Below are 20,782 nucleotides of genomic sequence, written 5' to 3' on the forward strand. Positions count from 1 at the left end.
TTTTTGCCATTTTCTTCAACTTCTATGCTTGCGTATCCTCATTTCGCGGTGAAGTAAGGCTTGAGTATAAGGCTTGGTGGCGATTAATCGCCGCAGTTCACAGCGCGAATGAATTCGCGCACTCCCAAATATACGACAGGATTGCAAAGCGCGAATAAATTCGCGCACTCCCACAAGCGCACTCCCATATAGTCAATCAAAGTTCACAATCGTGACGCCTTGCCCGCCTTCGGCGGGCTCGCCATCACGAAATCCGGTGACCTCTTTCCGTTTCTTCAGCACATCTTGAGTCACTTTACGTAGGATGCCCTCGCCTTTGCCGTGGACAATTCTGATCTTTGAGATGCCGGAAAGGACGGCTTCGTCGATGAACAGCTGCAGTTCATGTTCGGCCTCTTCCGCTCGGAGGGCGCGGAGGTGCAGTTCGGTGGAGATGTTTGCCGCCTTGTCGAGCATCGTGCTCTCGCGGACTTTTCGGGTGATCTTTGGTGGGGGCGGCTTGTCGAAGGCGGTGAGCTTGGATAGGGGGAGTGTCATCTTTAGCGCCCCCATCTGCACAAGGGCAGTCCCGTTTTTCGGCTCTTCTATGACCATCCCAATCTGCGAATAGTCCTCGGCGCGAACCTGCATCCCCTTAGCTACATTGCCCCGGACGGTATCGTCGTCGAATTTTTCGGGACGTACGTCTTCGGCGAGAGATTGCCCGGTGACCTGAAGGTCTTTGAGTTTTGTGCGGGCGCGGTCGATGCTCTTTTGGGAGACGCCTTCCGACTTTAGCTGCTCAAAGATGTCGGCGGCTTCTAGTCGGAGTTCGCGGAGTGTTGATTCGATCGCCTCGGTAGCGTTTCGGTTTGCCCGGCGGCGTATCTCTTCGGCCTCTTCGATCTTGAGCCGGGCGAGTTCTTCGGCTTTTCTAAGCTCGGTGGATCGGCGGTCGGCTTCACTTTGGGCGATGCGGGCTTGCCGTTGGGCCTGTTCGAGCTTCTCCAGCATCAGAGTGACATCTTGGGTTTCCGAAGTCAGCGAACTTCTTGCAAGGTCGACCGTTTCTTTGGGAATGCCGTATCGTTCGGCGATTTTCAGGGCGTGGCTGGCTCCGGGGGCTCCCATAATGAGCCGGTAGGTGGGGGCGAGGGATTTCGCGTCGAATTCCATGGCCGCGTTTTGGAATCCTGGGTTGTTGTAGGCGAACGCCTTGAGCTCGCCGTAGTGGGTGCTGGCGATGATGAGAGCACCCTTCTTCCGCATCTCCAGGAGGATGCTCTTGGCCAGGGCTGCTCCCTCGGTCGGGTCGGTGCCAGCCCCGATCTCGTCGAGGAGAACGAGGGCGCCCGGCTTCATATCTCTTAACGCAGTGGAGATGTTTTTGATGTGTCCGCTGAAGGTTGAAAGCGATTGTTGGATGCTTTGCTCGTCGCCGATATCGGCCCAAACTTGGCTCAAGGGCCCAAGGCGGACCTCTTCTGCAGGCAGCAATAACCCCGATTGGGCCATGAGAGCAAAGAGCCCGACAGTTTTGATGGCGACGGTTTTTCCACCGGTGTTCGGACCTGTGATCAACAACCCGGGATGATCTCCTCCAACGCTGACCGTGACGGGAACAACCGTTGTAGAGTCCAACAGTGGGTGTCTGCCTGAGAATATCTCCACGCCCGGCTCAGCCAGCCGCTTAGGTAACACGCCGCGCATCGCTTGTCCAAGACGTGCTTTGGAGATTGCGAAATCTAGCCATGCCGCCTTGTCGATGCCGTCCACCGCTTGGGTCATCGTTGTGCCAACTTTTGCGGAGAGCGAGGCGAGAATGCGCCCGATTTCGGCACGTTCGGCCGCTTCAAGCTCGCGCAGTTGGTTGCCCAGTTGGAGCACGTCGTCGGGCTCTACATAGACCGTCTGACCCGTGGAGCTAGTGTCGTGGACGATTCCCTTGATCTTGCCGCGATTTTCAGCTTTGAGGGGGATGACGTAGCGTCCGTCGCGGACGGTGTAGAGGGGGTCGGATAGGAGATCGCGGGTTCGGCCGGATACATAGCTTTGAATCTTCTCGATGATCCGGCTACCCATGCCAGCTTTGCGCTTGCGGATGGACGCCAGTGTTTCGCTTGCCGAGCTCAATACGTTTCCGTCGGATTCCAAGGCGTTGAAGACTTCCATCTCGACAGATTGGGCTTCGGGCATGTGCTCGGCAAACTTCCAGAGCCGGGGCATCGCCGCCGCCCGAGGCTTGAGGAACGCCTTCATCTGGCGCATTGCCCGCAATGTTTCGCCGCATTGGTAGAGCTCCACTCCTCCGATCACGCCGCCTTTGGCGGCTTTGATGAACTCTCGCTTGAGGTCCTTAACCGCAGAAAGCGAAGGCGGGGAGTCTTCTCCAATGAGATCGAAAGCCTCGGCAGTTAGGGCGAGGTCTTCCCAAACTTCGTCGGCCTTGAAGCTGGGTTGAAGCTGCCCGGCATACTCGGCGGCGAGTGGCGTCTGGCATTGCTGCGCCAGCCGCTCCAAGATCGCGCCGTATTCAAGCACCTTCAATGCATGCATCGTCAGGTGCATTTTGGCAGGGTGAGCTTGCATCAAATAGGGACTGCGTTCGTTGGATGGGATAAACGAACGTGCAAGCAAATCAGCCAAGATAGATTCATGATCACCACGATTCTTGCCGCCATGGCGCTTACAGGAGCGCATGAAGTCATTGATATGAACCCGATTGACGATGCTTGGGTCTATCCTCATGCCAGCGATCCGCAGTCGGATGGCTTTCTAAGGGTTTGGGGTCAAGCCGGGGCTGCCGTCCCCGCCGACATGAACGACCGCGACAATTACTCGTTCTCCTACCTTCGCTTTGATATTGAGCGCTGCCCAACTGACAAGAAGCTTGAAGCGGCGGAACTGATCTTGACGCATAACGCCAACCCGGGATATAGCTTAGAAGCCGCGAAGAAGTCGCCTATTCAAGTTCGAGCGCTTATCGGGACGTTCACGGAGAAGGCATGGAGCTATGAATTGGGGATGAAGATCGTTCCCAGCGCGAAAAAGGAAGACGTTTTTGGTGAGGCCGCTCCAACCGAGATTCCGGCGGATCGACCTTTTACGGTCAGCATTGATCTTTTCAAGAAGGAAAGCAAATTCGCAGACTATCTTGCCAAAGGGATTGCGAGCAAAGATAAGACGCTCTGTCTCGCGTTGACTTCGATGATCGACCCCTCTGAGGGCGGGCAGTCAAGCATCTACAAGTTCTACTCGAAGGACAACAAGGACGACGCAAAAGTTAGGCCGGTTTTGAGGCTGACATTTGAAGGCGATACGGTACAAATTCCTTTAGCAACGCGTCTTTGAATAGAGCGTAAAGTATAGGAAGGATCTGGCGCAAATGTTGCGCCCTATCATTTATCGACAGGTGGTCTATGAGTTTTCGAACCTCGAATCCAACACTAAACGAAGAAACCTTTGACAAATTTGGCCCCATCGAAGGTGTAAACGCAACGCCGATGACTTTGAGCGGGATGATCAGCAAGACTGTCATATTGCTTGCCATTCTCGTGGCGTTTGCCTTCCTTGGCTGGCAAACCCCCAGTTATGCCTTTCTAGTTGCGGGAGTTGTCGCCACCCTTGCCGTGGGGATTACTCTCGCGTTTAAGCCCCAATGGTCGGCATTCTTAGCCCCGGTCTACTCCATCTTTATGGGTCTGGCTATGGGGACACTTTCCAAGGTGGTAACGGTGCAGCTTGCAGACACAAAATATGCCAACGCCGTACCCCTGGCAGTGCTTGGAACCATGGCGACGCTAGGGATAATGCTTGGGCTGTATGCCAGCCGCATCATCAAAGTCACGCAGACCTTCATCATGGTTGTTGCTGGCGCCACGCTTGCCATCATGGCAACCTATCTCCTCACTTGGATCATCCCCGGCATGAGCGAAATGGTGATCTTCAAGAGCGGCGCGATCGGGATCGGATTTAGCGTTTTCGTGATTATCCTCGCCGCGCTGAACTTTGCGCTGGACTTCCACCTGGTTGAAACAGGCATCAAGCGAGGGGCACCCAAATACATGGAGTGGTACTGCGGCTTCGCGATTTTGGTGACGATGGTCTGGCTGTACTGGGAGTTTCTGAAGTTGTTCATGAAACTCGCCGGTCGTCGGTAGTTCACCTCTCATATACAGACTGGTCCGGGGGATTTCCTCCCGGACCCGTTGCTACAACTCACGACGCTACAGCGCCACGTCGAGAATCGCAAAGACGAGCAGTCCGAGTGAGACGAATCCGTTGAGAGTGAAGAACGCCATGTTGACCTTGCTGAGGTCGTCGGGCTTAACCAAGCTTTGCTCGTAGATCAACAGCGCCGCTGCCCCTGCGGCACCCACAAACCACCATACTCCCCGGGTGGTCATCAGCCCGCCCATCACCAACGCGGAAACCGCGATCAAGTGGCAGCACCGACTGATAAACAGCGCCTTCGACTTCCCTACCGTCTGTGGCAAAGAGCGCAGATGATTCTCCTTATCGAACTCCTCGTCTTGGAGGGAGTAGATGATGTCGAACCCGGCGGTCCAAAACGTGACAGCAGCGGTGATGGCGACGATAGGCCAGCTTAGAGCGCCGGTTACGGCGATCCATGCCGCGGCGGGGGCGATTCCCAAGCTGAGCCCGAGCACGAAGTGGCAGAGCGGCGTGAAGCGCTTTGTGACGCTGTAGAGGAGGGTGACACCCAGCGCGACAGGACTTAGCATGAGCGCGAGAGGGTTCAGCATCCAAGCCGACACAAAGAAGATCACACACGAGAGGGCAAAGTAGAGGTTTGCTTGGCGGAGTTGCAGCAGTCCAGCCGGGAGAGCCCGTATCTTGGTGCGTGGGTTTTTGGCGTCAATGTCTCGGTCGGCGATGCGGTTGAAGGCCATTGCCGCGCTGCGGCAAGAGACCATTGCCACGACGATCCAGACAAAAATCCGCCAGCCAGGCCACGCCGAGTCGCCCGTGGACAGCGCCCCCCACATCATCCCGATCATCGCGAATGGCAGGGCAAAGACCGAGTGCTCGATCTTGATCATCTCAAGGTAGACGCGAACTGCGTGAAAGCCTCTGACAGCGGTGGCCATTCGTTAGAGTTTACTTGAGGGGGATGCGTTGGCAGGTGGTTGGCAGGTGGTTGGCAGGTAGTCGGCAGGTGGTCGGCAAGTTGTTAACATTGCGGGCGGGCGGCTGTAAGGAAGTGGGCCGTTCAGGGAAGGAGCAGATGAGGATATCGCATCGGGTTCGTGCATAGATCATCGGCGAGCGGAGACTTATAGATTTGGAGAGCGAACTGATACATCTCCTCCTCCGACTCCACCGGGCGTATGAAGTTGCGGTCGGCGTAAAGGTGTCCGGGGCGCTTCAAGAGCCGCACTGTGCTTGCCGACGTTGCATCTTTGAGGTCGCGCAAAGCCTCCTCAAACCGCTTGAACCGACCGGGGGTGAGCGAACCGGCACGCAGGAGGAGATGGAGTTTGTCTGGCAAGACGCAGCCGATGAGTATAAGCATCGTTCGGTTGTGCTGCAGGACGGCGGCTTCATCAACTTCATACATGACCGGAGTTGGCAGCACTACTCCGTCGTAGTTGAGGGTAACGACGTAGGTGCAGCCCCAATCCTCACGCGAAAACTGATCATGCAATCGCGTGACGATCTCTCTTGGTAACTCACGGTAGTAGTTCGGGACGGCAGCCATGCCAACGCCTCGTTTGCAAAAAAATTATTGGCTTGAAAAAACGAAGATTCAGCGGCTGGGGCAGAATAGTCCGATTTTGCGCAATGAAGCATCGGTCGAGCATGCACAAAAAAGCCCCTCATAACGTGTGTTATGAGGGGCTTTGGCTACTCGCTTAGATTTATCGGGCAGCTGCGAGCGCTTCGTGGTGCTCGTAATGCTCGCTGGCCGCCTGCGTCAACGTCGTGAAGTGGGCACCTTTTGCACGGAAGTAGGCGATGGTCTTGCGCAGGTCCTCGATGGAGTCCTGGTAGTCGCGCATACCGAGACAGATCACTTCGCTGTTCAGGTTCGCTTCGAAGAGCGATTCCAGGACGTCGAAGCCCTGGTCGAGGTAGCCGTGGACACCGTTGTGTGTGCTGATTGGTACGTGAAGAATCCGGTTTGCTCCTTCCTTCTTTAGATCGTCGGCGGAGCTGTGATAAGGATTGCGCGGAGCTCCTGCCCAATCCACAAACATTTTGTAGTCGGCGTCCGGCACGACGCTGGAATCGACGATGATTCCGACGTCCTCGAGATACTTGATGTCGGAGGGCATGAGGGCAAAGCATCCGGCTCGGAAGCTGGTTGTTTTGATGCGGTGAGATTTTAGGGTGTCTTTTGCGACGCGGATGATGTTGCCACGTTCTCTTTCGTCTTCGACGTAGCCTCTGTCATCCTCGAAATTGACCTTCATTCCGACTTCATGCCAGTTCGGAATCTTGTGAATGAATTCATGATAGTACAGGTCTGTATTCGCGCTCGGATCCTTGAGCGAGACATGGATGAGCCATGACGCGGGGATGAAGGATTCTTCGAGGACATCAATGTAATCTTTGGCGAAACACCGGTCGTGGTGTGCGCCCTCACAGTCGATCGTGAGAACAACATTTGGCATATTTCAATTATCTCCTGACGTAACGCGCACTTGGTCGTGGGTTGCGATGAGTGTGTATTTCTTACCCAAAACCGTGAAGTTCTTCAAGGTTACCTTCTTCCACCCCTTCGGGAGATTGGGTGTCACCGAGAGCCACCGGCCATCTTTGAGTTGAATGGACCACGCCGCACTCGATGCCTTTTGTAAGTCTATACGAAATCCCAGAAAACCGTACAGCACCGTCTGCAGGCTTCCGCCCGCTCCGGTTAAAAAATACGTCTCCTCTTTCCTACGCTTCTCACTGAAAAGCATGAGGGGGTGATTTGTGAATTCTCTCCAGCTCTTCCGCCACGTCTCATAAGCTTTGTCGGTTTGCCCGAGTCTGGCCCATACCAGTGCATTTACCGAATCTGACATCGCGGGGCCGTTGGCGATGACTTTGTCGGCAAAGCGGTCCATCATTTTGGCGGCCTGCTTTTCAACCTGAGGGTCTTGGAGCGGATAGATGGCAAGGATGCCCGCGGCCTGCTTGTAGCCTTTGAGGCGGTCGCCGGTGTAGTTGAGGAAGCTTTCGTGGTCTCTTGGACGATAGAACCAGTAGGCGTTTGCCACTTCAGACTTCGGAGCGTATTTCTCCATAAGCCACTCTGCCACGCAGTTCGTATAAAGATCGTCATGCCCCCAAAAACTCTCGTCGGGGCTAATCGTATCTTCGATTGTCCTCTGAATCGCGCTGTTTACCGGGGGGCCTCCTGGGCGTTGTCGAAACCACACGGACCTCCAGTCATAGAACTTCGCGGCCTTCTGCCCAATCTTTTTAACGGCCTCCTCGTCAGCCAATCCGAGCGCGGCAGCATGGTCCAGCCCGAAGAGTACGGTTGCAGTGATGTGGTGCTGCTGCTTTGTCTCAGTCGGGGAGACTTCCAGCCCTGTCACGCTCGATTCCCATGGGTACTGGAGAGCGTCGATCTTGGCGAGTTCCTTCTCGTCCGGCTTGTTCTTTGCCCAAGACCGAGCCTCGCGAAAGTTCTTTTCGGCAGCCTTTGCCATACGGATGCGGTAGTCGGGGATCACCTTTGCGCGCTCGGGGTCGATGAGGGCGAGGGCTGGGAACATCCAGACGTCGGCGTCCCAGAAGACGTGTCCGTTGTAGGTTTGGTTGGCCAGGCCGAAGGGTCCGGGGGCGATTTGGGCGTTGGGGCTGATGCCTGAGCGTATGTAGTAGAGCATCGAGCGGACGGCTTGCTGGTCGTCGACGGGGCCGTCGATTTCAATGTCAGTGTTCCAAAACTGGGTGGCAAAGTAGTCGGCTGCTGCTTTCTTGACTGTGTCGAAGGTGTCGAACTGTGGTGGATCGAAGAGCTCCACTTTCGGCTGGATGTCTGCCATCATCAGCTTCTCCTGCATCTCAACTGCACGCTCGCTCCGCCCAAACGAGATTACGCGCTCGAAGGTTAAAGCGGGGTCAGTGTCTATCGACCCCGACCACCTTGGACCGATTGGCACCGTCGTCCAGCTTGAAGTCAGGTCACCGTTCGACAACTTCCAAACGATGCGGGCTTTACTAACGCCGCAATCGAACGCTTCTGTGTGGGAGTCTTCAGCGCTCTTGATGTTGGGTGCCCAGAAAGCGATCTCACCCTTCGTATCCCGGCTTGCTTCGACGCTTAAGGACTGCGCAATGACGCGTTCGGTCGGGTGTATGACTGTCAAAATTGTCACTTTTATCAGCTTGCCCCCTACCTGCTGTTCCCAACTTGACCTAAGCACTCCCGTCTTCATATCCAGGCTTTGGTGGTAGTTCTTCCCCCTTTCGGCAACGAGCTTCTCCCCCTCCACGCGGATATCCAGCATCATGGGGTTATCGACTGGGAGCAGCTTTTCTTCCCCGTTAAGGTCATAGAAGTCGTCGCGGAATGCGTCGAGTGGACGCCCTTTCTCGCCGGAGGAGTCCATTGAGCGGTTCAGCCTGATCCCGATCAAGCCGTTTGAAAGGAGCACGGGAGTCGTGTGCGTTGCGTCAGATGTGGCGAGAGTCCAGCCGTCGCCTTCTTGAACCACTTGTTTGGGTTGGCTGGGGTCAACGACCACTGAGGAGGGTTGCTTGGAGCTACAGCCGACAACCAGCAAAAGAGTCGAAATGACGAAGAGTTTCTCGCAAAGACGCAAAGACGGAAAGGATTTTGGATTTTGGATTTTGGATTTTGGATTGATCGGGCTAGAGTTCTCGCGAAGGCGCGAGGGAATTTGGATTTTGGATTTTGGGTTTTGGATTGGGGATTGGGGATTGAACTTCGCTAGACGTTCCGCATTCCTGGCTGACGTCGAAGACTTAGTGTGGAGGAGGTGGATAGAGCTTGTTTTATCTCCCTCCCCTGCCCCTCCCTCATCAATCCTTCGGAGTTGACGAGGGAGGGGGGTGCTGTACACAAACTGTTGAGATACGGAATCAACTCCCCAGAGTTGACAAGGGAGGGGAGTTCTATTCAAGTTCTGCTGAGAATCCGAACCATTGGTTAAACCATGATCGCGGTTGAGGGCAAGATCGGGCGTGGGGTTGGAGATTGTGCTTTCAGCACCGTGAATACGTCTTCGCACGTCCTTAATTAACGCAGAAAGTAGGCGCTTCATGCCAGAGGGGTGAAGAAACTTCGCCATTCTGTCTTATGTCAGCGCCATGTCCGAACCGCTCGCAACCACCCAACCGACGCAGCCACGGCTTAACCCTTGGGTGTTTATCCCCGTCCTTTACTTCTTGCAGGCGATTCCGGTTGCCATTGTCCAAGACGTCAGCACCGTAATTTTTAAGGACCTCGGCGTGGCGAATGAGCCGATCACCCGCTGGACCTCACTGATCGCTTTGCCGTGGGCGATGCAGATGCTCTTCGGGCCGCTTGTTGATCTGAACTTCACGAAACGATCCTGGATTCTCAACGGTCAGGCGATCATCACGGTTGGTTTGATCGGCACTGCGTTGGTGCTCAAAACTCCGAATGCTTTCTCTGTCGCGCTCGTAATCCTTGGGCTGTCGGCTGTGATGTCGGCCCTCACCAACATCGCCACGGATGGGTTCTCGCTCTTGGCGATGAACCGGACTCAGCAAGCGCAAATGGCTGGGTTTATGAGCACCTTTTATAGGCTGGGCAGGCTGTTCTGCGCGGCGCTTCTGGTGTTCGTTGCTGGCTTAATGATGCGACTGCCTGAGTTGCCAGTGGCTTGGTGGCCCGATAAGAGCGCTCCCGTCATCCAGTCCAAAGTGGTGGTTCGGGACGGAGTCCTTGCAGACAAAGAAAGAGGTCCGTTCGAGCCTGCGATCACCGTTCCTGCTGGTGCCTTCCAATTAGAGGTTGATGGCAAGGGCGACGTGATCGCCACGACTCTGAAAGAGCGCACCGTTATCGGAAACCTTCCTACCGACGGCACCGAGTCACCACCCGTGAAAGGCACCGACCCTGCATCGGCCTGGACCCTCGTTCTTTTTATTGGCTATGGCGTTTATCTGCTGGGGCACATCTATTGCCGATTCCGGGTTCCCCGCCCTGCTGCCGATATCGAGCATCGCTCCGATACAGCTGAGACCGCTCGCCATGCGCTCCGAACGGTCAACATGCTCGGGCTGGGGCTGAGTGGTTACTTTCTGTTGAACGCGGTCGTTCGGCTGTCGGCGCACGGGTTGTGGGCGCTTACGGGCTCTGACCCTAACGGACCGCAGAAGGGATGGATGCTCCCTCAGGACAACCTTGTGATTGGGCAGCAACTGCCCTTCAACGCTGTTAGCGTGGAACTGGCGCAACTCTGCGTCTGTGGCTTTATCTTTCTTGGTGGGCTTTATGCGTGGAAGCGACTCATTTCCGGGACTGAGGTTAGCAAGACGCTTGGAAGTTTCATCGCCCAGCCCGGCTTTGGGGCGATCTTCTTCTTCATCCTTTTCTATCGATTCGGCGAGGCGTTGGTCTCCAAGATCACGCCACTTTTCCTGAAAGATGCCATTGACAAGGGTGGGCTTGCCATCACCAACGAGCAGCTCGGCATCTTAAACGGGCTTTTGGGCGTTGGAGGAATCATCTTAGGTGGCATCATCGGCGGTCTCACCGTCTCCAAGCTCGGGCTAAGAAAGTCTTTCCTTCCGTTAGCTTTGGCGATGCACGTGCCGAATCTGCTTTACCTCGCGTTGAGTTACCGCTGGCTGCCGATGCCTTCCGTCGAGGTGCCTTGGATAGGGCCATTGAACATCGTCGTCGGGGGGACCCTTTTCCTCGACCAGTTTGGATACGGTTTCGGTTTTGCCGGATATATGATCTATCTGATGTGGGTTGCCCAGCGTGGCAAGTATGTGACCAGCCACTATGCCATCGGGACTGGGATGGGGGCGCTTTGCATCGCCGTTGCGGGTGTGCTCAGCGGGGTCTTGCAAGCAAACTTTGGCTATACGGGCGTCTTTATAGGAGTGATCTTCATGTCAATCCCAGGATTGCTCAGCCTGCTTTTTGTGCCGCTGGACGACTCTCACAAGCTCATTAAGGCTGAGGTTGCCGATTAGTGAGTCTGCTTCCCGTTGTCGAACTTTGTGAGCGGGCAGCTGCCGGGGGTACATTTCCTGGCTGCGCGTTCGCGGTTGGCGATCCGTCGGGCTTTGAAGTACGCACAGTCGGGCGCGTGCGCTACTGGCCCGATGCTCCTCTTGTAACGGAAGAGACTGTCTATGATCTTGCTTCGCTCACAAAGGTCATGGCTACGACGACTGCGGCGATGATCCTTTTCGATCAAGGCTTGCTGGACCTCGACCAACCCGTCACAGAGATCGTGCCGGAGTTTCGTGGAGAGGGCAAGGAGGATGTTTCGGTGAAGCATCTCCTGCTTCATAACTCTGGGCTGCCGCTCTCTTTGCCGTATCAGGAGGTTCTTTCCCCAAGTGCCGAAGCGCGAAATGTAGTTCTTTCTGCTCCGCTTCAAAAGAAGCCTGGATCGGAGACGGTCTATATCTGCCTTGGGTTTGTGGTGCTGCAATCGGTAATCGAAAGGATTTCTGTGGAGTCGTTGGATGCTTTCATCTTCAAGAATCTGTTTGAACCGGCAGGCCTGACTTCCCTCACCTTTCGACCCCTGCACCGTGAGCTCTGTGCCCCCACCGAGACCACGCCCGACTGGCGCAAGTCTTGGTGGCCGAACCCGGATGAGAACGACCATGATGAGTTCATTCAGGGGCGGGTTCACGACCCGATGGCGTTTATGCTTGGGGGAGTATCTGGGAATGCAGGGCTGTTTGGGCATGTACGGGATGTTGCCGAGTTTGCCCGGATGATGCTGAACCGAGGGGAGATGAACGGAAGGCAGCTGATTCGCCCTTCAACGGTTGAGAGCTGGACGATGCGACAATCGGTTGAGAGCACGAGGGCTTTGGGATGGGATACGAAAGCGGAGGTTGTGGCTTCAGCGGGGTCCCTGATGCATGCGACAGCTTATGGGCATACGGGCTACACTGGCACGTCGATCTGGATTGACCCGGAGGCAGAGATGTTTGCCGTGCTGTTGAGCAATCGAGTGCATCCGACTTCGGAAAACACGAAGCTGCTGGACTTTCGGGGTGTATTTCACGATTGCGTGATGCACGTCGTTTGTGGTGCATAAACCAAGCTGGGACGGGGCCGCAGAACTCTCGGTTGGAGTGGTCCTTTCCCCGCTCGTAAGGTTCCCTGAAGGGAGCGATGGTCTAGCTTCTATCAGAGATTTCTTCACCCTCACCCAGTTCACTGCGTTCACAGGCCTCTCCCTCAAGGGAGAGAAGGATTACATATCGGCGTCTTCAAAATGACTTCTGGCATATACGCAATCCGACGCACATCCTTAGCTTTTACAGCCCTCCGGCCTGCTTTCCTTTGGCTTACGGTAAGTTCAAACTCCAAACCGATATAATTCTTGGGAGCTGAGATCAAATCTCGGAAATTTGATTTCTGATCTCGGCGAAACCACTGTATGGACACACCCAACGATCGAACGTGCAGCTATGACCCATTGATCGAGCTCATGGCTCGATTTGAGAACGTCAAGGCAACCGATACGTCGGTCGATCCGTTTGAAGGCCTTAGCGTCGAAGACGTGCTCAAAAAGCATATTGTTGACGGCATCAAGAAGAACCTTGAGGCTCACCTGGCCGACGCATTGGAAAGCTACACGCCGCTGGATATCATCAACAACATCCTGCTCGACGGCATGAAGACTGTCGGCGAACTCTTTGGCGCAGGCAAGATGCAGCTCCCGTTTGTCTTGCAAAGCGCAGAAGTGATGAAGGCCTCGGTGCGCTACCTGGAACCCTTGATGGAGCGTGTGGAAGGGAGCGAGAAGGGCTCTATTCTGCTTGCCACCGTTGCCGGAGATGTGCATGATATCGGCAAGAATCTTGTCGATATCATCCTGTCGAACAATGGCTACCGGGTTGTGAACATTGGGATCAAGCAGCCGATCAACACCATCCTACAACAGGCCCAAGACAACAACTGTGAAGTGATTGGACTGAGCGGATTGCTCGTCAAGAGTACGCTCGTGATGCGGGACAACCTCATCGAAATGAACGAGCGCAAGCTAACCAGGATTCCTGTGATCTTGGGGGGTGCGGCGCTTACCCGAGCGTATGTTGAAGAGGATTTACGGTCGATCTATCAGGGCAACGTTTACTATGCTAAGGATGCTTTTGAAGGTCTTCACCTTATGGAGACTATTCAAGATGCGCCGATTCCAGAGTTGTCAACAAGTGAAGATGCTGACTTTATCCCACGAGTAAAGTCTCATCGACTACCCGATCAAGAAGCGCGATTCTATGTCTTTGATGGCGTAAAGAGTGAAGTATCCACCGACATCATCCCCCCTTCGCTTCCATTTTACGGCGCTCGAAAGTTTGAAAAGTTCGATATGTTCGAACTTTACAAATACATTAATCCTATTGCCTTATTCCGGGGCCAGTGGCAGTTTAAACGGCCTGATGGTATGGCGAATCCTGAATTTACTGCATGGCTTGATGCCAATGTTCAACCCACCTTTGAGAGGCTCCAGCGAGACTTGGCTCGGATTATTAAGCCGAAGGTCAAGTGGGGATATTTCTGGTGCCAATCGGAGGGGAACGACCTCATCATTTATGATGAAGATCAGAGGGGTGAGCGAGCTCGATTTAGGTTCCCGCGTCAATCCATCGACCGGCGCCAATGCCTTTCTGACTTTTTCAAGTCGACCGATTCAGGCGTGATGGATGTTGTTGGCTTTCACATTGTCACGGTGGGCTCGGAGGTCTCGGAGTATGAGCGCGAGTTGTTTGCAAAGGGCGATTTTCAGGAGTACCTTTATGTTCATGGGATGGGAGTTGAAACTGCCGAGGCGCTGGCGGAGTATTGGCATGAACAGATACGAAAAGAGATGGGCATCGACGACCAAGAGCCAGACAAAAAACGATTACTCTTTTCGGCTAAATATCATGGAGCGCGGTACTCATTCGGATACCCAGCTTGTCCTAATCTTGAGGATCAGCGCATCTTGATGGATTTACTTAACCCTCAAGATATCGGCATTGAACTAAGTGAAGAGTATATGCTGATCCCTGAGCAATCCACTTCAGCGATTATCGTACACCACCCCGAAGCCAAGTATTTTAATATTCGATAGCGTGTGCCTTATCGCTAAAATCGTGTAGAACGAGCGTCTCATTCAATTTGTTCTCCGCAACTCTTGCGGGCACATCAGTCTGTTCAACGGTCACAACAGCTTTCCAGGGCTCGGTATCAGGAAGGTGCCTATCATACATCTCTTTGAACTGATCAAGATTGTTCATGAAGATGTCAACGAGTTGTGGATCAAAATGCCTTCCGCTTTGTTGAGCGATTTCCCTGGTCGCCTCATGGAACGACCAGGCTCTCTTGTAAGGCCTCGAGCATGTGAGCGCCTCAAAGACATCGCATAATGCGGCGATTCGACCTGTGATCGGAATCTCCAGGCCCTTAAGTCGATTCGGATAACCTGTGCCGTCCCATTTTTCGTGATGAGTAAGGACGACTTCGTACGCCATTTGCACGAGCGGAGTATCACCGTGTTTGAGGACCTTGGCTCCGATATCGACGTGAGATTCGATGATTAAACGTTCTTCCGGAGTTAGCTTTCCTTCTTTGAGAAGGATTTGGTCGGGAATTCCGATCTTCCCGATATCATGCATCTGGCTGGCAAGGATCAGGAGGTCAACATCTCTTTCGGAGAAGTTGGCTAGTTTGGCAAGCAACCCGCAGTAATTGCTCATCCGCTGAACGTGACCACCAGTTGCGTCGTCACGAAATTCTGCTGCCTTCGCAAGGCGCTCAACGATGTCTATCTCGGCAACTTCAAGCTGACTAACAGCCGTTGTATATTGCTTGAACGAGCCCACAGCTACGCGGTAGAGCACGAATGCACCTATGATCGCGGCTACCGTAGCTGTCACGAGATCTGCTACGACACTGGCTTTCCACTGGGGTCCACCAGCATTGAGCATCTGCTGAAAAACGAGAAGCACGACCACGAAAACAATGGCCTGCTTGACGACCATCGGCCGGATCGCGTCACGGTACTGCCGTCTCTTCCTTATCTGGTCTTCTTTAACTAATGCCGCCATAAACCATCTCTCCCCAATGGGCGGTAACCACTACAAGTTCAATCATCGTACAAGCAATTTTGCCGTTTGACCAACCTAGGCGCAAAATTTGCGCAAGATTTCGTTGATTCCTTGGAGAATTGCTGGGGATTTAGGCATGCTGAGCCAGTCAGATAGCCAAATAGAGACGGATTCTTATAGGAAAGGACACTAAAATCCTGGAAGGGTCAAGCCAGGATTTTAGTGGTTGCAGAAGGTGGCTGTTATGCCCTTAGCTCGCTGCAAAGAGCATCGGCAAATTCAGAAAGCTTTGCACTTCCGCCGATGTCGTAAGTCTTGATTCCCTTTTTAAGGGTTGCTTCAAGCGCGCCTTCGATATCTTGACGGGCTTTGGATTCGCCCAATGCATCAAGCATCATGGTTGCGCTAAGGAGCAGCGCAGTAGGGTTGACCTTATCCATGCCCGCGTACTTTGGCGCCGAGCCATGAACAGCCTCGAACAGAGAGCACCCTGTGCCGTAGTTCGCGCCAGGAGCAACGCCGAGCCCGCCCATCATGCCTGCACAAAGGTCGCTGATGATATCGCCATACAGGTTTAGGGTGACCAGTACGTCGTAGTTCTTCCAGCGGGTGACGAGCTGCATGCACATGTTATCGACAATCACGTCGCTGAACTCGATGTCTGGATAATCCTTTGCCACGGCCTCGCACGTTCTCAGGAAGAGTCCATCAGCGACCTTCATGATATTGGCTTTATGGACCGCCGTAACCTTCTTGCGTCCGTGCTTTCTTGCGTACTCAAACGCAGCTCGAGCGATGCGCTCGGTCCCTGCGTCGGAGATGATCTTCACCGAGTGGGCGACGTGGGGGGTTGCCATGTATTCGATCTGTGCGTACAGGTCTTCGGTGTTCTCACGGAAGATCACAAGATCCAGCCCTTCGAACGGCGTATTCACACCGGGAAGGACGCGAACAGGACGTACACAGGCATAGAGGTCGAGCCTCTTGCGGAGTGTGACGTTCGGGCTGACGCTTCCCTTTCCGATCGGGGTGGTCATCGGGCCCTTGAGGGCGATCCCAACCTCTTTGATCTTGTTGATCGTCTCTTCAGGGACGATCGGCTTCCCAGCCTCAACGCATTTTAGGCCGGCTTCGACATCGATCCAGTCGATATCTACTCCGGCAGTAGCGATAATCTTCTCCACGGCAGCGACCAGCTCTGGTCCAGTGCCATCTCCGCGTACTAAACAAACTTTGTGTGACATTATTCAATTCCTTAGATTTCGTTGGTTAAATGTTGCTACAGCGATCAGCCATCGGCGATCTATTAGCTTTCGTTTGATCCATATTCAGCGATTTCTTCGCGAACGATTCGGTTTGCTGCCTGCAGGCTCGTTTCTTTGTGAAGCATGTAGAGTGCACGTCCGAGGTCATCGGCCTGCTTCTTCAGTGACTCAACCGACTCATGCGTTGTGATTCCAACTTCAAGCGCGACTTCAAGAAGACTCTCGCACTCGCGTAAGGAGCCAAGAGCGATCTCAAGAAATCGCGCAAACTCTGTGCTCCTGTTTCTGCCCCAGCCCTCGGCAATGTTTGATGAAACGGAAACGGCTGCACGGCGAATCTGTGAAGTCATTCCAAAAGACTCGTCCTTTGGAAACGTCCGACTCAGTTCGTAGATCGACGATGCAAACTGCACTGCCAATTGCCAAACCTTGAGTTCACGAAAAGTCTTAGCCATAGCCCGTTCCCGATTGCAGATTGCTGATAGCCGATCGCTCCCTCTTAATAGGCCGCCGAATACAGGTTGTTCCCGTCCTGCCTGTACAGCTTCTGGCATTTTGTCCAGACCAATCCAAGCTCGCTGACCTTTTTCACCAACGCGTCAACGTCGGCATCGGTCGCTTCGGCATCGCTTTCGTAACGGCAGCGCGGCCAATCAGACGGGGCGATCTCCGGGGCAGGGGGCGGCCACACTCGGGTGCCGCGGTCGGTGATCATCGTAAGTTTAAAGCTGCCGAATTCCTTCGGCACGTCCGGCATATCCGAACTCCATATATAGATGTCGACTCCGTGGAGGTTCATAGGTTGTGTCCTTCTTCCCCGGCATCAAAGCGTCCGGGGGGAAATCCAGTTGAATTATGAAGGACGGGCCTGTTTTGATGCTGAGGCGTCTCTGCGTTCGGCTTTGTGGGTGGCATGGGCGGGACCACCCACGCCACGTCAAGAGATCAAGAACTCGCTGTTTTTACAAAAAGTCCTATGCCTAGGAGAAAATCCGGCTAATATATATTTAGATATTTGTCTAAATATCTAAAGAGGGAATTTGAAAGAAGGAGCATTCAAAGCGCTGGCCGATCCCACCCGGAGAAAGATCCTCCGGATGCTGAACGGCAACGAAATGACCGCTGGCGACATCGCCAAGCATTTTGATATCACGGCGCCATCAATGTCGCATCACTTTAATATCTTGAAGGAGGCCGACCTCGTTTTCACTAGACGGAACGGTCAGCAAATTTTGTACTCGCTGAACACCACTGCCTTTCAAGACCTCATGACAGTATTCATGGATATATTTAAGTTTGATACAGAACAATTGGACACTACTCAGGAGACCGTAATCGAATGAACAATCGTACTGCCTGGATTCTGGCTGCTCTGCTCTTTGCTGGAGTGGGGGCATATACAGCCGTCGTTTTTCCTAAATTGCCTGCGGAGATTCCTACTCATTGGGGGATCACGGGCCAGCCAGACGACTGGTCTGAAAAAGGGCAAGCGTGCCTTTTTATGCTGGGCATGATGGTGGGCATTCCACTTCTTCTACAGGTGCTTAGCTTCTTATCTCCGAAAGGATATGAAGTTGATTCCTGGCGAAAAACGTTGAACATTATCACGATCAGCGTCATGGCCCTCGCGGGCTATCTCACCATCGCGATGCTCCAAGCTGGGCTCAATCCGAAGGTTGACTTTGGCCGCTATCTGATCGGGGGGCTGATGCTGTTTTTTGCGATTATCGGCAACTGGATGGGCAAGATCAGAAAGAACTTCTGGGTGGGTGTGCGCACGCCCTGGACCCTAGCCAGCGATGAGGTTTGGAACAAGACTCACCGATTTGCAGGCCGGTTGTGGACGGCTGTCGGTGCGATCTCCACAGTCTTGGCCCTTTCTGGCGTCAGCTTAGCGTTGGTCTTTGCGATCATGATCACGGCGGCTTTGTATCCCGTTCTGTACTCGCTCATCATTTATCGCCAAATGAACCCACCTAACAAGTCCACGATGACAGCTGTTGTTTTGCTGCTATGCGCTGGGCTATCGGTGCAAGCGCATTCTCAGACTCCAAGCTACGAATCGAAAGAGCTGAGCTTTAAGGGAGCAGGTGGATTCGAACTCAAAGGCACGCTCTTTATGCCCAAGGTTAGTGGCGAGAAGAAGGTTGCTGCAGTCTTGCTGTTGCCGGGCTCAGGAGCGCCGGACCGTGATGGCAACGTGGGCACTGCGTACGTCACCAACACGTATAAAGAGATCGCTGTTCACCTTGTCCAGCAAGGGTATGCCGTATTCCGGTTCGACAAGCGCTCAGTCCCATCGAGCTATGCGTCTCAATATCCAAAGACGGTTGAAGGCATGGCCGATCTAATGGTGTGGGAGAACTTCATCGGCGATGCGATCGAGGGATATCGGCTGCTTCGGAAGCAAGAGGGTGTGGACACAAGCAGAGTTGTTATCGCTGGGCATAGTGAAGGCGGCTTGATCACGGCCCAGATCGCTCACGATCTTGCCAAGACCCAAGAGGCGCCAAAAGGCATTATGCTACTCGCGGGCCCAGGGCGCAGGATTGATATTGCGATGATGGACCAGTTGGAATTGCAACTCGGGCTTCAGATTCCTGACCTTGCCACGCGCGAGCAGTATCTCGACTACTCGCGAAGAGCCATTGCTCAGATTCGCAAAGACGGGACGCTGCCAGCCGACAATGCACCACCTGGCCTTGATACCCTCTTTAATCGGGCTACCGTGAAGCTTCTTCGTTCGTACTTTACAATTGAGCCCACATCGTTTGCCGCTGCGTACGACGGCGATGTGTTCGTCATGAACGGAGAGTTCGATTCCCAAATCTCTCCCACTAAGGACGCGCAGCTGTTGGTAGAAGCCTACAACAAGCGCACCAAGGGTACTTGCGAACTCTTCATCGTGCCGAAGGCAAGCCACATGTACAAACAAGTCACGGGTCTAACGGATAACTCGACGACGGGCCCAGTTGTTCAGGAGGCTCTAAATGCGATGACGAAGTGGTTGGAGGGGCATATTCGGGGTTAGAGTGCGCTGTCTCTTGATGCGTCGTCTGGAGGCTTTTTTGCGTCGGATTAAGCCTTCGTTCTGGGAGTATGAAGGTCCCGGATCTCTCCGGCAAGACCCTCCATCGCAAGCGACGGAGGGATGACAATCGAGGCCTTCGACTGTGCGTTTGGAGGCAATCAAACAATTAGTATGGTGGGAGCATCCGCCTGAATCCGTGTCCCAAGGCCAATCCCAACAACAGGCCGTTGCGCAGGAGTTGGGCCGGGTACGAGATGGTTCGCCCGCCTTCAATCACGATCCGTTGGAGTCTTGCCGGCCTGCCTGACCAATCCCTTAGTGCCTTCAGCCATTGCTCATTGACCTTTCCTTGCGGATGTGCGCCGACAATGCCACCCACGACTGCTGCCGTGGTGTCGGAATCGCCTCCCATTCTTATCGCTTGATCAATCGCACTGTCGAGATCGGACGGGTGCTCCTGCCAGACGCTGAGCGCAGCCTTGGCAGTGTCAACCACAAATCGTCCGACTCCTTTGGGATGGACTTTAGGAGGCTGGAGGGGGTCTCCCCAAATGGGATCAAGTGGTAGATCCTTCACGAGTTTTTTGAACCTAATGGGATCACTTTGGGCGGAGCCAAACGTTGCGAGGGCGACGAGGGCGGCACCCTGCTCAGCAAGGGGATGGGTGTGCGTGATTCTTGCCGAAGCCTTGGCAAAGGCCATGGCCTTGTCTGCGTCATCGGCAAAGAACGCGCCAATGATCGGGGCTCGCATGAGCGGGCCATTCCCCGCGGAATAGACTCCCGATCGCTTCTGCGAAATCCCGAAGCAAAGCCTCAGGCACGCCTTAGCCGTGCTGATGCCAATGCCCGGTGGGATCGCCAGGAACCACCCTCTCAATCCCTTGGCAAGCAGTCTTTCGAACTCCTCGACGTCGCCATCGGAGTCGCGCAAGGCGACATAAGTGATGAGCGCGTGCTCGGTATCGTCGCTGACCATGCCCCTGTTCAAGTACAGTCTGTGGCGCAGAGGACCCTTGAAGAGCTTGGCAGCCCGGATAGGGGAGAGGCCTTCGAACGGAAGCCCGAGCGAATCTCCGATGGCTGTTCCGAGGAGGCAATTCAGGATTCGGATTTGGTGGGTTGTGGCCTCGGTCACGGTTGTGAGAGTGGACGGTAGCTACTGTCAAAGGGTTCAGGCGCGGGGTGTTGCCTCTCTCAATTCAACCTCAGTGTGAGAGCTTGATACAGGAGCGGAAGCTCTCTGCAAGACCCTCCATCGCAA

At 54.3% G+C, this 20,782-nt stretch carries 17 protein-coding genes; 7 read left to right on the plus strand and 10 right to left on the minus strand.

Annotated elements, in window-relative coordinates:
• Positions 1-192 precede the first annotated feature (192 nt).
• On the minus strand, positions 193-2,535 hold the full coding sequence (locus KF784_14545) for an endonuclease MutS2 (GenBank protein MBX3120281.1): 2,343 nt from the start codon (positions 2,533-2,535) through the stop codon (positions 193-195).
• Between the two features lie 99 nt (positions 2,536-2,634).
• On the opposite strand from KF784_14545, the gene KF784_14550 reads away from it, so the two are divergent.
• Together KF784_14550 and KF784_14555 are read left to right on the plus strand one after the other, a co-directional pair.
• Positions 2,635-3,330: a hypothetical protein gene (locus KF784_14550; protein MBX3120282.1), complete on the plus strand. Its 696-nt coding sequence runs from the start codon at positions 2,635-2,637 to the stop codon at positions 3,328-3,330.
• Between the two features lie 68 nt (positions 3,331-3,398).
• A complete protein-coding gene (locus KF784_14555; protein MBX3120283.1) occupies positions 3,399-4,139 on the plus strand; it encodes a Bax inhibitor-1/YccA family protein in 741 nt (246 codons plus the stop codon).
• Between the two features lie 66 nt (positions 4,140-4,205).
• Here the strand turns inward: KF784_14555 and ubiA are convergent, their stop codons facing one another.
• The 4 genes from ubiA to KF784_14575 all read right to left on the minus strand — a co-directional run bounded on the left by ubiA (position 4,206) and on the right by KF784_14575 (position 8,765).
• Complete coding sequence (gene ubiA, locus KF784_14560) at positions 4,206-5,090, minus strand: putative 4-hydroxybenzoate polyprenyltransferase (GenBank protein MBX3120284.1); 885 nt, start codon at positions 5,088-5,090, stop codon at positions 4,206-4,208.
• A gap of 122 nt (positions 5,091-5,212) precedes the next feature.
• On the minus strand, positions 5,213-5,701 hold the full coding sequence (locus KF784_14565; GenBank protein MBX3120285.1) for a hypothetical protein: 489 nt from the start codon (positions 5,699-5,701) through the stop codon (positions 5,213-5,215).
• Between the two features lie 160 nt (positions 5,702-5,861).
• Positions 5,862-6,617 (minus strand): hypothetical protein, encoded by a 756-nt coding sequence (locus KF784_14570; GenBank protein MBX3120286.1) that lies wholly within the window; start codon positions 6,615-6,617, stop codon positions 5,862-5,864.
• Positions 6,618-6,620: 3 nt separating this feature from the next.
• On the minus strand, positions 6,621-8,765 hold the full coding sequence (locus KF784_14575) for a glycoside hydrolase family 65 protein (protein ID MBX3120287.1): 2,145 nt from the start codon (positions 8,763-8,765) through the stop codon (positions 6,621-6,623).
• A gap of 508 nt (positions 8,766-9,273) precedes the next feature.
• Between KF784_14575 and KF784_14580 the strand changes: the two genes are divergently transcribed.
• The 3 genes from KF784_14580 to KF784_14590 all read left to right on the plus strand — a co-directional run bounded on the left by KF784_14580 (position 9,274) and on the right by KF784_14590 (position 14,246).
• Positions 9,274-11,136: a hypothetical protein gene (locus KF784_14580; protein ID MBX3120288.1), complete on the plus strand. Its 1,863-nt coding sequence runs from the start codon at positions 9,274-9,276 to the stop codon at positions 11,134-11,136.
• A complete protein-coding gene (locus KF784_14585) occupies positions 11,136-12,224 on the plus strand; it encodes a serine hydrolase (GenBank protein MBX3120289.1) in 1,089 nt (362 codons plus the stop codon). The genes KF784_14580 and KF784_14585 overlap by 1 nt, the downstream gene beginning before the upstream one ends.
• A gap of 345 nt (positions 12,225-12,569) precedes the next feature.
• Complete coding sequence (locus KF784_14590; protein ID MBX3120290.1) at positions 12,570-14,246, plus strand: B12-binding domain-containing protein; 1,677 nt, start codon at positions 12,570-12,572, stop codon at positions 14,244-14,246.
• Here KF784_14590 and KF784_14595 read toward each other — a convergent pair.
• The 4 genes from KF784_14595 to KF784_14610 form a co-directional block, all read right to left on the minus strand.
• Positions 14,233-15,222, minus strand: coding sequence for an HD domain-containing protein (locus KF784_14595; GenBank protein MBX3120291.1), 990 nt, complete (start codon positions 15,220-15,222; stop codon positions 14,233-14,235). The genes KF784_14590 and KF784_14595 overlap by 14 nt on opposite strands.
• Positions 15,223-15,464: 242 nt before the next feature.
• The gene (locus tag KF784_14600; GenBank protein MBX3120292.1) at positions 15,465-16,466 is read right to left on the minus strand and encodes an isocitrate/isopropylmalate dehydrogenase family protein; all 1,002 of its coding nucleotides are present in this window, start codon (positions 16,464-16,466) and stop codon (positions 15,465-15,467) included.
• Between the two features lie 62 nt (positions 16,467-16,528).
• Entirely contained in the window at positions 16,529-16,942 is a 414-nt protein-coding gene (locus KF784_14605; GenBank protein MBX3120293.1) for a four helix bundle protein, read from the minus strand.
• 44 nt (positions 16,943-16,986) lie between these two features.
• Positions 16,987-17,286, minus strand: a complete 300-nt coding sequence (locus tag KF784_14610) for a hypothetical protein (protein MBX3120294.1) — start codon at positions 17,284-17,286, stop codon at positions 16,987-16,989.
• A gap of 298 nt (positions 17,287-17,584) precedes the next feature.
• Here KF784_14610 and KF784_14615 point away from each other — a divergent pair, with 298 nt between their 5' ends.
• The gene (locus tag KF784_14615; protein MBX3120295.1) at positions 17,585-17,830 is read left to right on the plus strand and encodes a helix-turn-helix transcriptional regulator; all 246 of its coding nucleotides are present in this window, start codon (positions 17,585-17,587) and stop codon (positions 17,828-17,830) included.
• Positions 17,827-19,518 carry an SdpI family protein gene (locus KF784_14620; protein MBX3120296.1) on the plus strand — a complete coding sequence of 564 codons (1,692 nt, stop codon included), beginning with the start codon at positions 17,827-17,829 and terminating at the stop codon, positions 19,516-19,518. The genes KF784_14615 and KF784_14620 overlap by 4 nt, the downstream gene beginning before the upstream one ends.
• Before the next feature lie 166 nt (positions 19,519-19,684).
• Here KF784_14620 and KF784_14625 read toward each other — a convergent pair whose 3' ends face one another.
• Entirely contained in the window at positions 19,685-20,656 is a 972-nt protein-coding gene (locus KF784_14625) for an ADP-ribosylglycohydrolase family protein (protein ID MBX3120297.1), read from the minus strand.
• Between the last annotated feature and the right edge of the window lie 126 nt (positions 20,657-20,782).

Source organism: Fimbriimonadaceae bacterium (assembly GCA_019638775.1).
In the GTDB taxonomy this organism is placed as follows: domain Bacteria; phylum Armatimonadota; class Fimbriimonadia; order Fimbriimonadales; family Fimbriimonadaceae; genus JAHBTD01.

Excerpts from the sequence above, each read along its gene's own strand:
- KF784_14545 (MBX3120281.1), bottom strand. The coding sequence starts at position 2,535 with ATGCATGCATTGAAGGTGCTTGAATACGGCGCGATCTTGGAGCGGCTG.
- KF784_14550 (MBX3120282.1), top strand. The coding sequence starts at position 2,635 with ATGATCACCACGATTCTTGCCGCCATGGCGCTTACAGGAGCGCATGAA.
- KF784_14555 (MBX3120283.1), top strand. The coding sequence starts at position 3,399 with ATGAGTTTTCGAACCTCGAATCCAACACTAAACGAAGAAACCTTTGAC.
- ubiA (MBX3120284.1), bottom strand. The coding sequence starts at position 5,090 with ATGGCCACCGCTGTCAGAGGCTTTCACGCAGTTCGCGTCTACCTTGAG.
- KF784_14565 (MBX3120285.1), bottom strand. The coding sequence starts at position 5,701 with ATGGCTGCCGTCCCGAACTACTACCGTGAGTTACCAAGAGAGATCGTC.
- KF784_14570 (MBX3120286.1), bottom strand. The coding sequence starts at position 6,617 with ATGCCAAATGTTGTTCTCACGATCGACTGTGAGGGCGCACACCACGAC.
- KF784_14580 (MBX3120288.1), top strand. The coding sequence starts at position 9,274 with ATGTCCGAACCGCTCGCAACCACCCAACCGACGCAGCCACGGCTTAAC.
- KF784_14590 (MBX3120290.1), top strand. The coding sequence starts at position 12,570 with ATGGACACACCCAACGATCGAACGTGCAGCTATGACCCATTGATCGAG.
- KF784_14595 (MBX3120291.1), bottom strand. The coding sequence starts at position 15,222 with ATGGCGGCATTAGTTAAAGAAGACCAGATAAGGAAGAGACGGCAGTAC.
- KF784_14600 (MBX3120292.1), bottom strand. The coding sequence starts at position 16,466 with ATGTCACACAAAGTTTGTTTAGTACGCGGAGATGGCACTGGACCAGAG.
- KF784_14605 (MBX3120293.1), bottom strand. The coding sequence starts at position 16,942 with ATGGCTAAGACTTTTCGTGAACTCAAGGTTTGGCAATTGGCAGTGCAG.
- KF784_14610 (MBX3120294.1), bottom strand. The coding sequence starts at position 17,286 with ATGAACCTCCACGGAGTCGACATCTATATATGGAGTTCGGATATGCCG.
- KF784_14615 (MBX3120295.1), top strand. The coding sequence starts at position 17,585 with ATGCTGAACGGCAACGAAATGACCGCTGGCGACATCGCCAAGCATTTT.
- KF784_14620 (MBX3120296.1), top strand. The coding sequence starts at position 17,827 with ATGAACAATCGTACTGCCTGGATTCTGGCTGCTCTGCTCTTTGCTGGA.